The following is a 15,309-nucleotide window of genomic DNA, read 5'->3' as shown; positions in this document are numbered from 1 at the left end:
TGAGAAACGTCTAGTCTGAGAGATCCGCCCCCGTTAAGACGGGCGCCCGATAGGTCCTAGCGGCACCGAATGCTGCGTATCTGCCCATAAAACCATAAGAACTGGAACCGCGACATGAGCGAAATCGATGATGATGCCCTCGCCGAGGCCTACAACAAGGGGCTCGAGCTGGAGAAAGCCGGCAATCATGATCAGGCAGCGGTTCACTATCGCCAGGCGTTCAGTCTCGACCCATCAGATCCCGGCGGTGTCTCCATCCGCCTCGCAGCGATGGGGCACGAGAAGTCTCCCGAGAAAATGCCGGACGCCTATGTGGCGACACTGTTTGATCAACATGCAGATGTTTTCGATGACATATTGGTCGATCAGCTGGGCTACTGCGTACCGCTCTTGCTGCGGGATCTTGTCCGCAAACTTGGCATTGGCCCGTTCGATAGCCTCCTGGATCTGGGGTGCGGCACCGGCCTGACGGGTGTTGCTTTCGCTGATTGCGCCAAACATCAGACAGGGGTCGACCTCTCGGAGCGGATTGTGGAACTGGCCTATGACCGGGAGGTCTATGATGACCTTTACGTCGGTGAGGCGGTCGAGTTTCTACAAGAGTTCGAGGACGAAGACGGAAGCCGCCCGCGTTGGGATCTGATCGCCGCAACGGATGTCTTTCCCTATCTGGGCGCGATCGAACCCATCCTGGCCGGGGCCGCTGATCGGCTTGAAGCCAAGGGCTACTTTGCCTTTTCAACCGAGACGCTGCCTGAAAGCACTCTGGCTGGCAGGGACTACATGGTCGGTGCAAAACAGCGTTTTGCCCAAGGCGAGGGCTACTTGCGCCGCGGTCTTGAGGCTCATGGTTTCAAGGTATTGGCCATGGATCCGATCACCGTGCGTCTTGAAGACGGCGAACCGGTGCCAGGGCACTTGGTTGTTGCCCAGCTGGCGGCGTAATGCGTCACACGGTTGTCTCTGAGATTTAAACGCAAAAAGGGCGGGGATCAGGAATCCCCGCCCTTGCCGTCGCCGGCTCTGGCCTCTGCCGGCGACTTGCCGCGTTTAGCTGTGCGCGAGCCGCTTGAGCAGCGCCAGTTCCTGTCCCAAACTCGTATCGGCCTGTGATTGCGCCTCGATCTTACGGACTGCATGAAGAACCGTTGTGTGATCACGGCCTCCGAAGCGCTTGCCGATCTCGGGCAGGGAACGCGGTGTCAACACCTTCGACAGATACATGGCGATCTGTCTTGGGCGGACCAGATTGCGGGACCGGCAGGCGGACAGGAGGTCAGCCTTGCTGACGCTGTAGTGCTTGCACACCACCTGCTGAATCTCCTCGATCTTGATGTTGCGTTTCTCACCCGAACGAACCAGATCGCTGAGGATCTTGTCGGCGAGATAGGGGGTGATTGCCTGAGATGTCAGCTGGTGGTGGGCATAGAGCCGGTTGATGGCACCTTCCAGGTCTCTGCCGCAGGCTGTGACATGGCAGGCGACATAATCGAGCACCTCCTTCGGGATGTCGAACGTCGGCAGAAGCTTCTTGGCCGCTGCCAGCCGCCTTGTCAGAATACCGCGGCGCAGGGCGAAGTCCGGGGGCTGCAAACCCACCACCAGTCCATCACAAAGCCGGTCACGCAGTCCGCACTCGACCGTTTCCAGTTGCAGCGGCGGGCGATCAGCAGCCACGATGACGTGCTTGACCGGTTGCATGAGCGACAGAAGTGTCTCGCTGAAGTCCGCCTGGGCCTGTTTGCCATGGAGGAACTGCATGTCGTCGACCAGCAAAACGTTGATTGATGCAAGGATCCGTTTCAGGGCCTGGAACGAGCGGGACTTCAACGCCGGCACGAGATGGTACATGAAATACTCGGCGGTCAGATAGCAGACAGTCTGTCCGCGAGACCTTGCCTCCGTCGCAACGGCATGGAGCAGATGGGTCTTGCCGAACCCGACAGCGCCATGAAGGTACAGCAGATCGAGGGCTTCGTTTTGACCACCTGCGATTTTACGGGCTGCCTCGAAGGCAAGCCCATTGGAATCTCCTTCGACAAAGGACTCGAAGGAGTTTCGTGGATTGGTCGGCGCGCCTTTCAGGAATTCAATCAGAGTTTCCTCGTCGGCGTCGCCGAGGGCGATGGGCACCTGCGGATAGCGAATGGCATCTGGCAAGCCCGGGTGGGCATAGCTGGCACGGGCCGGTGATGCATTGGTGGGTATGAGTTTTTTGGGCTTGGCCTTGCTTGGGCGAAGTGCGCTGCGAACCGTCAATTCGATGCTGTTGATGTCCCGGCACTCGTGTTGCCAAAGGCCGACCAACTGCTCTTCGTAGTGGGATTGGATCCAGTGTTTCAGGAAGCGTGTCGGCACTGACAGCCGAACAACATCCCCATCGTTTTCTTCGAGAATAACGCGCCCAAACCAGTTGAAATAAGCGTCATCTCCAAGTTCTTCTCTCAATTTAGACTTCACACGATCCCAGCGTTCCGTTCCGTTCACACTTTGAATCTGCATACTCGCCTCCTGTTAAAGGAAAGCGGCCCAACTCACCCGCTTGCTGTTTTTTAAAGGAAGGACAAGACAGTGATGCCTTTGGCTTCCTTCGGTTTTTTGCGGTTTTGATCCGCAGTCTGGGTTTTCTCGGCATCCCGACATCTTCTGGTCAGGTATGCGCTTTCACCACGTGCACTTTGTTTCTTCTGGACTTTGGCAACCGCGACATCGCCCTTGTTGGTTTTTGTAAGCCGTTGCGCGGTCGAAAAGTCAGGAGCGAAAATTGCTTGTATTTACACTCCAGAGTGTAATTAACCCTGTTATATTTTACGGAAGGTTCTCCTTTGCTTTGAACTTGTGATGTCAATTATTGTTATTTGTCTTTCTTGAGTATTGAACAGCTTTTTTGAAGAAATCAAAAAAAAATTAATCTCTTAGGAGAAATCAGAGCTGTTAACCAGCATTTGGCGCGTTATGTCCTGTCAAATCTACTCTGTCTCGCAGCAGACGCTTTTCCCCATCACGTCCATAAGGATGTTTTTCGGCATCAAACTGTGACGAGAATGTTCACGATTTCGGATAGGATATTGACGGACATGAGGAATCACTTGAGCCGGCGGCCCTTGTCAGTTTTTTCAAGCCTGACAGATAGGTGGCTCTGCGATTGGCCCTCAGCTCCCGATTGGTTTCGTCAGGCCCGCTGAGTGCGTGGCCTTGGGAAATCAGTCCTTAGTATTCGCAAGTCATTTACAGGTTCGAACCCTGAGCAGCCCGCTGAGCCGTTTCGCGCTTGCAACAGCCTCTTCGCGATGAATTGGCCAGCTTTGCATGAGGCCCTCGATGATCAGGTTCAGATCCACCTGATGTTGCGTCAGACCGCAGGCCCGGGCAGCGCGCTCTGACACCTCTCCCTTGTGCCGCTCCAGAAGCGCGCGAAGCCGTGCATCTCCGGGCGCTGCGGCCACAGCGGCATGAAAGAGGCACCCATGAGACGCCTCATTCAGCATCCATGCGCCAATCCGGTCCATCAGGCTGTCGGTTGCCATGGCCTGATCCTCAGGCAGATCGTTGAAGGTGCTTGCCAGATAGCGTTGATGTCGATGCTCAAGAGCTGCCAGCACCATGTCATCGCGTGACGGTGTGTACTTATAAAGGGTTCTGAGACTGACACCGGCCGCTTCGCGCAGGTCCTCGACGCTTGGCTCCGCAAAGCCGCGGAGCGCAAAGGCGTGTTCAAGCCCGGAGGCGATCTTGGTCATTGTCGCGTTCATGCTTGACTATGTAGAATGATCCCTCTACCAAGGCAAGTAGAGTAATCATTCTACCAACTAAGGGGGCCGTGATGGCACTTCCAGAAACAATGAAGGGCATGGTCCTGACAGGGCATGGCGGCCTCGACAAATTGGTCTGGCGCGAGGACCTGCCGGTTCCGGCGCCCGTACCGGGAGATGTCCTTGTTCGCGTCGGCGCGTCTGCCGTCAACAACACGGATGTGAACACCCGCATCGGCTGGTATTCAAAGACTGTGCGCGGCGACACGGCTGTCGCCGCAACAGACGGCTATGAGGATTCCGAGGATCTTGAAGGCGGATGGGCTGGGGCCTTGTCCTTCCCTCGTATTCAGGGCGCAGATTGCTGCGGCAAGATTGCCGCCGTTGGCGAAGGCGTTGATCCGGGGCGTATCGGTGAAAGGGTTTTGCTGCGCCCGATGCATCGTCCTGTAGGGTCAGAAGATCCCCACGCACTTGCCACGATGGGCTCGGAGCGCGATGGCGCGTTTGCCGAATACACCACGATTGCGTCTGTCAACGCAGTCGCCGTGCGCTCGGACCTCACGGATGTCGAGCTTGCTTCGTTTCCCTGCGCGTTTTCGACTGCAGAGGGCATGATCCAGCGTGCCGGGCTCGCAGGCGAGCGCGTTCTGATCACCGGTGCTTCAGGCGGCGTTGGCTCGGCGGCCATTCAGTTGGCAAAGAGACGCGGCGCGCATGTCACTGCTGTGACCAGCCCGGCAAAGGCCGCAGATCTTCGTGCGCTGGGCGCAGATGCGACTCTGGATCGTGACGCGGAACTGGGAAAAGAGGCCTATGACGTGGTCCTGGATCTCGTTGGCGGCGCGCGCTGGAACGCCTTGATCGATGCCCTGCGCACCGGTGGTCGCTATGTCACATCAGGTGCCATCGCGGGGCCGATTGTCGAACTGGACCTACGCACGCTTTACCTCAAGGATCTCACCTTGATCGGCAGCACGCGTCAGCCGGTCAATGTCTTCACCGATCTGGTGAGGTATATTGAGACTGGAGAAATCAAGCCGACGGTGGCGCGAACCTTTCCCTTGAAGGAGCTGCGTGCAGCGCAAGAGGACTTTCTGGCCAAGGCCTACATTGGCAAGATCGGGATCGTAATACCGGACTAAGCTTCGAGCCGCACATGCGATCGCCATCGACGGTGGTCTATAAGAAGGTCCGCTTCGAAGTGAGGCGGACCTTCTTTTTTCGCAAACCGTTTTCAGGCTCAGATCGCCGTCGTCAGCTGCATGTGCGGGACACCGTCCGAGGTCTTCTCGGCGGTCTTTCCGTCGTTTCCGAGCGTCACGGTGACCCGTTGCCGGAAGGCGGAAAAGCTGTCGAAGCTGACCACATCTACCGGCTCGTCGAAAACAATGGTGATGCGCGTCCTGTCGGACGGCCCCACCTTGGCGGCCGAGACGATCTCGCCCTGGAACGCCTGATGCAAATATGTGCCGGATACCTTCTGCCCGAGAGACAGCGGCACGTTGGGCGCATTGCCTCTGGCAGCATGAAGGGTGTTCCAGTCGCGGAAGCCATATTGCCGGGCAACAAGATCAAGCGACTGGCCGTGATTGAGTGGCGCATCGGTTGCTGCCGGCAGCGCGGCTCTCAAACGTTTGGCCTGAGCTTTCAACTCGCTCAGCGGAGGAAGTGTCGATAGGGTCATGGGAACGTGCCTTTCACGTTTGTTGCAGGCGTTCCGGATGGGGCTCGCATTGCCATCGGCCTGCATCAAAGCAAAGGCTGATTTCAATCTGGCCGTCGATTGTTGGCGGCAAGGGAAGGTTTCACCCAAGGCATATGCCCGCGAGCGGCCGGGACCTTCGACCCGACCGCCGAAATAGGAACCCGCCAGCCTTCTGTCAAGGCTTGCGGGCCAGGCGGCTACAGAACGCGACCGGGGTTAACGAGACCCTTGGGGTCGAAGGCGTCCTTGATCCGCTGCATCAGGTCCAGTTCAAGCTCGCTTTTTACGCCCTTGAGCAGATCGCGCTTGAGGCGCCCGATGCCGTGTTCGGCAGAGATCGAGCCGTTGAAGTTGGCCACGATGCCATGAACGATCTCGTTCATCGCGTCCCACTTCTCCAGATAGGCTTCTTTGTCCGCGCCGACCGGCTGGCTGACATTGAAGTGGATGTTGCCGTCACCCAGATGGCCAAAGGGCACTGGGCGGCAGTTGGGAACGAAGTCCGTGACCGCGGCGATGGCCTCTTCCAGGAACGCCGGGATCGAGGCGACAGGGACAGAGACATCGTGTTTGATCGAGCCACCTTCGGCCTTCTGCACTTCAGACATGCCATGCCGAATGTGCCAGAAGTCCTGGACCTGCTGCATGGACTGGGCGAATGCCGCGTCCTCCACCAGTCCGCCCTCGAAGGCTTCGCCCAGAATTGACTCCAGCAAGTCACGAACCGGAAAGGCCTCAGACCCGCTCGAAAGCTCCATCAGCACATACCACTCGTGTGGCGCCTCGAGAGGATCTCGCGCGCCGTCCAGATGCGAGAGACAGAACTCGACCCCGACCCGGGGCATGATTTCGAAGCCTGTCAGCACAGGTCCTGCCTGAGCCTTCGCGGTGGAGAAGAGCTTCAATGCTGCCTGGGGATCTGCGAGACCGACGAAGGCGGCTTCCAGCTTTTTCGGCTTGGGGAAAAGTTTGAGTGACGCTGCGGTAATTATGCCGAGAGTCCCTTCCGCACCGATAAACAATTGTTTCAAATCATAACCAGTATTGTCCTTGCGGAGGGTCCTGAGACCATTCCAGACATCGCCATTTGGCATCACCACCTCGAGCCCGAGAACGAGGTCGCGGGTGTTGCCATAAGCAAGAACGGCAGTGCCGCCGGCGTTGCTGGAGATGTTGCCGCCGATCTGACAGGATCCCTGCGACCCCAGCGCCAGCGGAAACAGGCGGTCGACTTTTTCAGCTTCATTTTGCAAGGTCTCGAGGATCACGCCGCTCTCGACCGTGATCGTGAAACCGTCGGGGTCGACGGCTCGAACCTTGTTCATTCGCCCGAGTGAAAGAACGATTTCATCCCCGGTTTCCAAGGGGATTTGACCGCCCACGAGACCGGTGTTGCCACCCTGGGGAACGATCTTGAGATCGTTCTGGGATGCATATTTCATCACCGCGCTGACGTCCTCGGTTGATCCCGGTCGCAGCACCATCGGTGTCACACCCTGATAAAGGTCCCGCCATTCCGTCAGGAACGGAGCCTTGTCTTCGGGGCTGGTCAATACATTAGCTGCGCCGATGATTTCAGCGAGCCGCTCGGCATGGGGATTTCGCTCCATGAGCGCATGTCCTCGTTTCTCGATGGGGTGATTTCGGCCGGTAACATAGTGCCAAGATGTGGTCCCGTCGACGCTTCATTCGCGTTGACGGCGTCTTGAAGGATATGGGGGGCTGTGCCATAGGAGGCCAGCCCGCTATAGGGTGGTTACTGGAATCCTTCTGGAGATGAAGATGGCGGAAACGCGCGGACTTATGAACGGCAAACGCGGACTTATCATGGGCGTTGCGAACAACAGGTCGATCGCCTGGGGAATCGCAAAGGCTCTTGCCGATGCCGGCGCGGAACTCGCTCTGACCTATCAGGGTGATGCCCTGAAAAAACGTGTCGAACCTCTGGCAGACCAGCTTGGCGCCTTCGTGGCCGGCCACTGTGACGTGACGGATGGGGACAGCATCGATGCCGTCTTCAAGGCGCTTGAAGACAAGTGGGGCAAGATCGATTTCCTCGTTCATGCCGTTGCCTTCTCCGACAAGGATGAGCTGACCGGGCGCTACGTCGACACGACCTCCGACAACTTCAACCGCACCATGGATATTTCGGTCTACTCCCTGACGGCTGTCACACAGCGTGCAGAAAAGCTCATGGACGATGGTGGTTCGGTGCTGACGCTGACCTACTACGGCGCCGAGAAGGTCATGCCGCACTACAACGTCATGGGGGTTGCCAAGGCTGCATTGGAAGCCAGCGTCAAATATCTGGCGATGGACCTTGGTCCCAAGCAGATCCGTGTGAATGCGATCTCTGCCGGCCCGATCAAGACCCTCGCAGCCTCCGGCATTGGCGACTTCCGCTATATTCTCAAGTGGAACGAATACAATGCGCCGCTGCGCCGTTCGGTTTCCATCGAAGAAGTGGGAGACAGCGCGCTCTATCTCCTGTCCGACATGGGCCGCGGTGTCACCGGAGAGATCCAGCATGTCGATTGCGGATACAACATTGTCGGCATGAAGGCCGTGGACGCGCCGGACATTTCGGTGGTGAAGGACTAAGGTCCGAACCCGAAGCTCTCAAGGCCGGCGCGAGCCGGCCTTTTTTATATCTATCGGGCCGTCTCCGCAGGGATCTGGACAGCCCGTCATGAATTGGTGATAGGTAGCGGCCAGAAAGAGGTTCTGCTGTCGTTGGATTCTCATCTTCTCAAGCCCGCGAAAGTCGCCATGAGTTCTGCACTGCCCAAGCTGAATGACCCGAATTTCCTGATCTTTATTCGCCATGGCCAGACGGACTGGAATGCTGAAGGCCGCATGCAGGGCCAAAGGGATATCCCACTCAACTCGATCGGCCGCGGCCAGGCCAGCGACAATGGGCGTCGTTTGGGAGACTTCCTCAGCGCCGAGAACGTCGATCCCCAAACTCTGGATTTTATCTCATCGCCGCTCGGTCGTACGCGGACGACGATGGAACTCGCGCGCACGGCCATGAACCTTGATCCCAGTGCCTATCGCCTTGATGAGCAGCTGCTTGAGATCACGTTTGGTGAATGGGAAGGTTCTACGCTGGAGGAGCTTGCCGAGGATGCGCAGGACCTCGTTCTTGCGAGGCGTCATGACAAATGGGGGTTTGTGCCTCCAGGTGGTGAGAGCTACGAGATGCTTGCAGGCAGGATCGGCAACTGGCTGAAGACGGTCGATCGTCCGAGTGTCGTGGTGGCGCATGGCGGCGTGTTTCGCGTCCTGCGCGGCCTTCTGGAAGGGCTGGAGACCACTGTGGTGCCCAAGCTGGATGTGCCTCAGGACAAGGTCTTCGTCTGGCGCAACAGCGGGTTTTCCTGGATCTGATCCTGGCGGACAAGAGCACACGGCAATGTGAAAAGCTGGTCGCGTAAATGGTTGATCGAGCTTTGAAACCTTCGCGTAAGAAGGGGCGAACACAGGACGTTGCCATGCCGGATCTTTCAGACCAATTTTATCTCAGGTTAGAACCCTTTACTGATTTCGCGACCGTCGGCGACGTGGAGCGCTATGAAACCGTTCCGGCCGACTGGGTGATCCTTGCCGCCGATATCGTCCGTTCCCGCGATGCGATTGAGGCCGGTCGCTACAAGGAGGTGAACCTCATCGGCGCGGCGGTCATCTCCGCAGTGCTCAATCAGGTTGGCCGCGAAAACGTGCCCTTTGTCTTTGGCGGCGACGGCGCGATGCTGCTTGTACCGCCAGGCGCTGTGGACGCGGGAAAGATCGCACTGGCAGGCGTTCAGCGCCTCGCCGCCGAGGAAACCGGGTTGTCATTGCGCACCGCCGCGATCCCGCTCACCGAGATCCGGTCAAATGGCGCCGACGTCTGTCTTCGCAAATATGAACTGTCGCCGGGCAACTACCTGGCCATGGTGATCGGTGGTGGGCTCGAGCTTGCAGATCGGATCCTCAAGGACGAGGGCCTCTGCAAACCCTTCCTGATTGATCCGGCCATGGCCGTTGAACCTGACCTTGAGGGATTGTCCTGCCGCTGGGAGCCTCTGCCGTCGGAGCGGGGAAAGGTTCTGTCCTTGATCCTGAGGCCCTCTGAAGGCGGCGGTGAAAGCCTGCGGTCGATCGCGGCGGACATTGAGCACATTGTTGGCTTTGATCCGCTCGGTGAGACGGATAGCGCCAACCACGTCACCCGAGACCGGTTGAGATTCCGGTTCCCTCCACGCGGGCTCGGACTGGAAATCCGGATGCTTTCGCGCACCGGAAACCGCTTTGCCTATGGCGCAAAGGCAGTGTTTCAAAGCCTGGCCACGATTTGGGGCTTCGTCACGGGGCTCAGCGTCGGGCCATTTCGTCCTGCGCGATACCTCCAGGAAATTTGCCGCCATACCGACCACCGAAAACTTGATGACTCGCTTCGCCTGGTTCTCGACGTTTCGATGGAACAACTGAACGCCCTGACCGACTATCTCGACGAGGCGTTCCGCGCCAGACGTCTGAACTATGGCATGCATGTCAGCGACAGCGCCCTGATGACCTGCTTTATGACGGACATCGGCGCCAGTCAGCATGTGCATTTCATCGATGGCGCAAATGGCGGACTGTCCGTTGCTGCTTCGGATTTCAAGCAGCGCAAGGCAGCTACGTCCTGACACTTGTTCCTCTCGTATGGGGGCGACAACCGTCCCCGCTGGGCGGAAGGGCTTGAGATCAGCCTTTTGATGGCTTATCGCTTCCCGCACTGGATTTCAGCGGGTCGGCACGTGCCGACGATCGCTTTCGGGAAGGCAAGGCATGTCACATAACACGTTCGGGCATCTGTTTCGCGTCACCACCTGGGGCGAAAGCCATGGACCTGCGATTGGCTGTGTTGTTGATGGCTGCCCGCCGCTCATTCCCCTGACAGAGGCCGATATTCAGGGCTTTATGGAAAAGCGCAAACCCGGCCAGTCGAAATACACCACCCAGCGGCGCGAGCCGGATGAAGTGAAAATCCTCTCCGGCGTCATGATCGACGAAGACGGCGTGCAAAAGACCACTGGGACCCCAATTTCTCTGATGGTTGAGAACACCGATCAGCGGTCCAAGGACTATTCCGAGATCAAGGATCGCTATCGTCCGGGCCATGCCGACTACACATATGATGCCAAGTATGGCATTCGCGATTACCGCGGTGGGGGACGCTCTTCTGCACGCGAGACCGCCATGCGCGTGGCCGCTGGTGCCGTTGCACGAAAGGTCTTGCCGCAGGTGACCATCCGTGCCGCACTGGTTCAGGTCGGTCCCCACAAGATCAATCGCGACAACTGGGATTGGTCCGAGGTCGACAACAACCCGTTCTTCTGCCCCGACAGGGAAGCAGCTGCATTTTGGGCTGATTATCTCGATGGTATCCGCAAGGCCGGGTCTTCTGTCGGTGCAGTGATCGAGGTCATCGCCGAAGGCGTGCCCGTCGGCCTGGGAGCGCCGATTTACGGCAAACTCGATACGGAGCTGACCGCGGGGCTTATGTCGATCAACGCTGTCAAAGGCGTTGAAATCGGCAATGGCTTTGATGCCGCCGCTCTTACAGGCGAGGACAATGCTGATGAGATGCGGATCGGCGAGGACGGCAAGCCGCTGTTTCTCTCCAACAATTCGGGCGGCATTCTGGGTGGAATTTCCAACGGTGACCCGATCGTTGCCCGTTTTGCGGTCAAGCCGACATCTTCCATCCTGACAGAGCGCAAGTCCGTGACGCGTCAGGGGCAGGAGGTCGATGTCATGACCAAGGGCCGCCATGATCCCTGCGTCGGGATTCGAGCCGTCCCGGTCGGTGAAGCCATGGTCGCCTGCGTTCTGGCCGACCATCTTCTGCGCCATCGCGGTCAGGTCGGGTAGGACCTGGCCCGATCACTTCTCCGCGAAGTGGGGGCTATAGCAAACTTCTGATACATCTCGTTACAGTTTTCATACTGCCATTGGCTGGATTGCGGATGTCAGACTTTTAGTATTCTCGCCAGGCAGGCTGCTCTGCCTTACCGATGGAGGGATGCTATGAACGAGATGACCCCGGTTCGCCGAAAAACGGCAAAAGACTTTCCGCAGGAACTGCTCGACCTTTACGATTTTTATGCCCACGGCAAGATCACCAAGCGTGAATTCATGACACGTGCCGGCAAATTCGCAGTTGGCGGTGTTACCGCTGCCATGCTTTTGAACCAGCTGGCGCCGAACTACGCGCTGGCACAACAAGTGGCGCCGGACGATCCCGAGATCGAAACCACGCGTATCACCTATCCCTCGCCCAACGGCCACGGCGAAGTGAACGGTTATCTGGTGAAACCAGCCGGTGCCACGGGCAAACTCCCAGCCGTGCTGGTCATCCACGAGAACCGTGGGCTCAACCCCTACATCGAGGACGTGGCGCGCCGCATGGCCAAGGCAGGCTTCCTGGCACTTGCTCCTGATGGACTGACTTCGGTCGGGGGCTATCCAGGTACGGATGATGAAGGCCGCGAGCTGCAGCGTACAGTTGACCGCGAGAAACTGCTCAATGACTTCTTTGCAGGTTTTGAATTCCTGCTGAAACACGAAGGCTCAACCGGCAAGGTCGGGGCTGTTGGCTTCTGCTACGGCGGCGGTGTGGTCAATGCGATCGCCGTTGCGTATCCGGAGCTGAGTGCAGGCGTTCCCTTCTACGGTCGCCAGCCATCCGCAGAAGATGTGGCCGCAATCGAGGCACCGCTTCTTGTTCAGCTCGGTGAGCTCGATGAGCGCATCAATGCTGGCTGGCCGGCCTATGAAGAAGCCCTCAAGGCCAATGGCAAGACTTACGAAGCCTATATCTATGAGAACGCCAACCATGGCTTCCACAATGATACGACCCCTCGTTACGATGAGGAAAAGGCAAAGCTTGCCGAAGAGCGCACGATTGCATTCTTCAAGAAGTATCTAGGCTAAGGCGCCGGCAGCGGCGGTCTTTTAGCCGAACGCAAGCCGGATGAAGACGAGGACGAGGCCGCCCCCGATCAGGGCGGCCTTTTTTACGGTCGAGCCCGCGGCAATCAGGCCGTAGGAGATGCAGCCGAGCCCCAGGCCAATCTGGGCAAAGGCAAGCAGCGCGGCGACGGGCGCGTCTGAAAGACCGATCAGATCCGGATTGGCAATCATGCCCAGCGGGATGATGTAAAGCCCGATCCCCAGCGCCATCGCGGTCACTGCGACCTTCAGCCAGTTTTCGTTGATCATGCCGGCGGCAATGAAGACAGCACCGCAGACAGGCGGCGTGATCGTCGAAAGAAGTGCGAACCAGAACACGAAGAGATGGGCCTGAAGCGGCTCCAGGCCAAGCTGGGTGAGGGCTGGGCCGGCAACCGAAACGCAGATGACATAAGCCGCGGTGGTCGGAACCTCCATGCCGAGCACGAGACAGGCAAGGGCCGTCAGGAACAGAGAAGGCCAGAGATAGCCTCCCGATACAGACAGGATCAGGGACGTAATCTTGACGCCGAGGCCAGTGATCGACAGCACGCCGATGATGATTGAGGCGCAGAGGATGATCGAGGCAATCATCGCGACCTGGCAGGCTGCCGTGACCAGGGCAGCCTCCATGCGAAGAGACGTCTTCTTCATCGAAAAGCCAAACTTGGCATCGGTGAACAGCAGCAGGAAACCGGCGAGGATCGCAAGGCAGGCCGCGTACTGTGGCGTATAGCCGACCGCAAACATGCCCCAGAGCAGAACCGAGAAAGGCACCAGGAAGAAAGCGGTGGTGATCAGCGTGGCCTTTAGATCCGGACGGTCGGCTTCGTCCATGCCTTTCAAGTCCAGCCGGCTCGCATAGGCATTGATTCCGACCCATACGGCGATGAAGTAGAGCAGGGCCGGAAGAACCGCAGCGGCCATGATCGATGTGTATGGGATGCCGGTGAGTTCGACCATAACGAAGGCACCGGCCCCCATGAGCGGCGGCATGATCTGGCCGCCGGAGGAAGCAACGGCTTCAACAGCTGCAGCAAGCCGTTTCGGATATCCAAGCCGCGTCATGGCGGGCAGAGTGATGGCGCCGGTCGATGCCACATTGGCGGATGCGGAGCCGGAAATGGAGCCGAACAGCGCTGACGAAACCACGGAGACTTTTGCTGCACCACCGTTGAGACGACCCGCGGCCGTTGCTGCAACGTTCATAAAGCCTTGACCGGCTTCGCCTGCGTTGAGCACTGCTCCGAAAATGACGAAGATTGCGACCACCGAGACGGAAACACCCGTCAGGCTGCCCCAGATGCCACCTTCGGCAATCGTGAGGGTTCCGAGAAAACTCTCGATTGGAGTGCCCGAGTGGCCGAATTCACCGGGGATGTGCTGTCCGAACAGCCCGTAGGCCAACGCCAGAATGGCCACGAGCGGCAGAGGCCAGTTGATGGCCCGCCGGGCCGCTTCAAGTACAGTGACCAGCAAGATGGCAGCGACCGCGATCTGAAAGTCACCTTCCAGAAAGCCGTATTGATCAATCAGGACGCTGTGGTTCAACGCAACCCAAAGGCTGGCAGCGAGGCCAAGCGCCGCAATCACATAGCCGGTCACCCGTGAAATGAGGCCGGTCGACGCGCTGAAGAGGAAGATCCAGGGAAGGGCCAGCGCCAGATGAAGTGGTCTGCTGACAAGGTTCGGCACCAGACCTGAAAAGATCAGGCCGAGGTGAAAGGCAACCAACGTGGCGGCGCAGGCAAGCAATATGAAGCGATGAATCGGTCGCGCGGGTGCGGTAGAGGTCGGCATGGCTGGCCCTGGCAAAAACAAGACCCCGGGCACATGGCATGCCCGGGGCAAAATCATCGAGAGGGTAAGTGGTTTACTTTTGCGCGTCGGTCAACGCAAAACCGACCTCTTCATAGTAGCGCTGGGCACCTGGATGGATCTTGCCCGTGATGGTGCCCATCAGGCCTTCGTCTACGCCATTCCACCAGCGGGCAGTCTCGCCCATCTTGGCCTTGGTTTCCCAGAAGGTTTTGGTCATCGCATAGGCCGTGTCATCATCCATGGCTGTCGTCGTATAGGCGACGACGGGAAGCGACGTGGTTGTGATATCCGCGTCCTGGCCTGAATAGGTACCAGCCGGAATGACCAGCTTGGCGCGTTTGGACTGGGCAATCTGCTCGTCTGTCAGGGTGAGGACCGTCACGTCGGTGGAGGCGGCCGCCTCGATGACGTTCGGCGCAGGCCATGAGCCGGCGGTGACGAACCCATCGATCTGACCGTTCTTCAAGGCAGGAACAGCGTTGGACAGCTCGACTTCTGCGAGTTCCACCTTGCCTTCGAGGCCGAAGAGCTTGAGGTACTTCTCACCCTCGCGTGCGCCGAAAGATCCCTTGCCGAGCAGGATGGTCTTGCCTTCCATGCCAGCAAAGTCCGTCGCGCCGCTTTCTTTCGACATGACGAAATGCATGGTCAGCGACGGGATCGGGAACAGGGCGCGGATTTCGTCGAACTTCGGGCTCGACTTGCCTTCGAACATGGCTTTGCCGCCCTGGGCCAGACCCACGAGAGCCGGCGGCGTCGTGAACACATAGTCGCCGCCGCGTGCGCGGGTTTCCATGACGTTCTGGACCGAGCCCTGGCTTTCCTCGACCGTGACGATGATGTCACCGCCAGAGCCTGCCTTCATGGCTTCGGCAATCTGGACGCCCATCTGATAGTAGGATGAGCTCGATTTGGCCGACTTGTAGGTGATGCGCGTTTCTGCTGAAGCAGGCAGCGCAAGGGCGAAGCCGGCGACAGCGGCAAGGCCCAGACGAAGAGCTGATTTTAGCATGGTTTCCTCCAGTTTGATTTGAGATGCTCTGACCT

At 58.4% G+C, this 15,309-nt stretch carries 13 protein-coding genes; 7 read left to right on the top strand and 6 right to left on the bottom strand.

Annotation, left to right across the window (positions count from 1 at the left end):
- Positions 1 to 114 precede the first annotated feature (114 nt).
- Positions 115 to 945, top strand: a complete 831-nt coding sequence (locus tag IG617_RS16550; RefSeq protein ID WP_192110363.1) for a class I SAM-dependent methyltransferase — start codon at positions 115 to 117, stop codon at positions 943 to 945.
- Positions 946 to 1,050: 105 nt separating this feature from the next.
- Here IG617_RS16550 and dnaA read toward each other — a convergent pair whose 3' ends face one another.
- Together dnaA and IG617_RS16540 are read right to left on the bottom strand one after the other, a co-directional pair.
- Positions 1,051 to 2,502 carry a chromosomal replication initiator protein DnaA gene (gene dnaA / locus IG617_RS16545; RefSeq protein ID WP_192110362.1) on the bottom strand — a complete coding sequence of 484 codons (1,452 nt, stop codon included), beginning with the start codon at positions 2,500 to 2,502 and terminating at the stop codon, positions 1,051 to 1,053.
- 722 nt (positions 2,503 to 3,224) lie between these two features.
- Entirely contained in the window at positions 3,225 to 3,740 is a 516-nt protein-coding gene (locus IG617_RS16540; protein WP_254170593.1) for a TetR/AcrR family transcriptional regulator, read from the bottom strand.
- 83 nt (positions 3,741 to 3,823) lie between these two features.
- Between IG617_RS16540 and IG617_RS16535 the strand changes: the two genes are divergently transcribed.
- Positions 3,824 to 4,897, top strand: coding sequence for an alcohol dehydrogenase family protein (locus IG617_RS16535; RefSeq protein WP_192110360.1), 1,074 nt, complete (start codon positions 3,824 to 3,826; stop codon positions 4,895 to 4,897).
- A 98-nt stretch (positions 4,898 to 4,995) separates the two neighbouring features.
- Here the strand turns inward: IG617_RS16535 and IG617_RS16530 are convergent, their stop codons facing one another.
- Positions 4,996 to 5,439, bottom strand: a complete 444-nt coding sequence (locus IG617_RS16530; RefSeq protein WP_192110359.1) for a glyoxalase superfamily protein — start codon at positions 5,437 to 5,439, stop codon at positions 4,996 to 4,998.
- A gap of 218 nt (positions 5,440 to 5,657) precedes the next feature.
- Positions 5,658 to 7,070 carry an FAD-binding oxidoreductase gene (locus IG617_RS16525; RefSeq protein WP_192110358.1) on the bottom strand — a complete coding sequence of 471 codons (1,413 nt, stop codon included), beginning with the start codon at positions 7,068 to 7,070 and terminating at the stop codon, positions 5,658 to 5,660.
- Between the two features lie 172 nt (positions 7,071 to 7,242).
- Here IG617_RS16525 and fabI point away from each other — a divergent pair, with 172 nt between their 5' ends.
- From fabI to yghX, 5 genes are all read left to right on the top strand, one after another.
- Positions 7,243 to 8,061: an enoyl-ACP reductase FabI gene (fabI, locus tag IG617_RS16520; RefSeq protein WP_192110357.1), complete on the top strand. Its 819-nt coding sequence runs from the start codon at positions 7,243 to 7,245 to the stop codon at positions 8,059 to 8,061.
- A gap of 168 nt (positions 8,062 to 8,229) precedes the next feature.
- Entirely contained in the window at positions 8,230 to 8,850 is a 621-nt protein-coding gene (locus IG617_RS16515) for a histidine phosphatase family protein (RefSeq protein WP_192110356.1), read from the top strand.
- Between the two features lie 104 nt (positions 8,851 to 8,954).
- Entirely contained in the window at positions 8,955 to 10,133 is a 1,179-nt protein-coding gene (locus tag IG617_RS16510; RefSeq protein WP_192110355.1) for a DUF3095 domain-containing protein, read from the top strand.
- A 142-nt stretch (positions 10,134 to 10,275) separates the two neighbouring features.
- Positions 10,276 to 11,361 (top strand): chorismate synthase, encoded by a 1,086-nt coding sequence (gene aroC, locus IG617_RS16505; RefSeq protein ID WP_192110354.1) that lies wholly within the window; start codon positions 10,276 to 10,278, stop codon positions 11,359 to 11,361.
- A gap of 156 nt (positions 11,362 to 11,517) precedes the next feature.
- Positions 11,518 to 12,423 carry a YghX family hydrolase gene (gene yghX, locus IG617_RS16500; protein WP_192110353.1) on the top strand — a complete coding sequence of 302 codons (906 nt, stop codon included), beginning with the start codon at positions 11,518 to 11,520 and terminating at the stop codon, positions 12,421 to 12,423.
- 21 nt (positions 12,424 to 12,444) lie between these two features.
- Here yghX and IG617_RS16495 read toward each other — a convergent pair whose 3' ends face one another.
- Together IG617_RS16495 and IG617_RS16490 are read right to left on the bottom strand one after the other, a co-directional pair.
- Entirely contained in the window at positions 12,445 to 14,241 is a 1,797-nt protein-coding gene (locus IG617_RS16495) for a TRAP transporter permease (RefSeq protein ID WP_192110352.1), read from the bottom strand.
- Between the two features lie 73 nt (positions 14,242 to 14,314).
- A complete protein-coding gene (locus IG617_RS16490; RefSeq protein WP_192110351.1) occupies positions 14,315 to 15,274 on the bottom strand; it encodes a TAXI family TRAP transporter solute-binding subunit in 960 nt (319 codons plus the stop codon).
- Positions 15,275 to 15,309 lie beyond the last annotated feature (35 nt).

The organism is Roseibium polysiphoniae (genome assembly GCF_014842925.1).
In the GTDB taxonomy this organism is placed as follows: domain Bacteria; phylum Pseudomonadota; class Alphaproteobacteria; order Rhizobiales; family Stappiaceae; genus Roseibium; species Roseibium polysiphoniae.
Note: the sequence above shows the minus strand (reverse complement) of the source record. Positions and strands in the feature narration are given on the sequence as shown.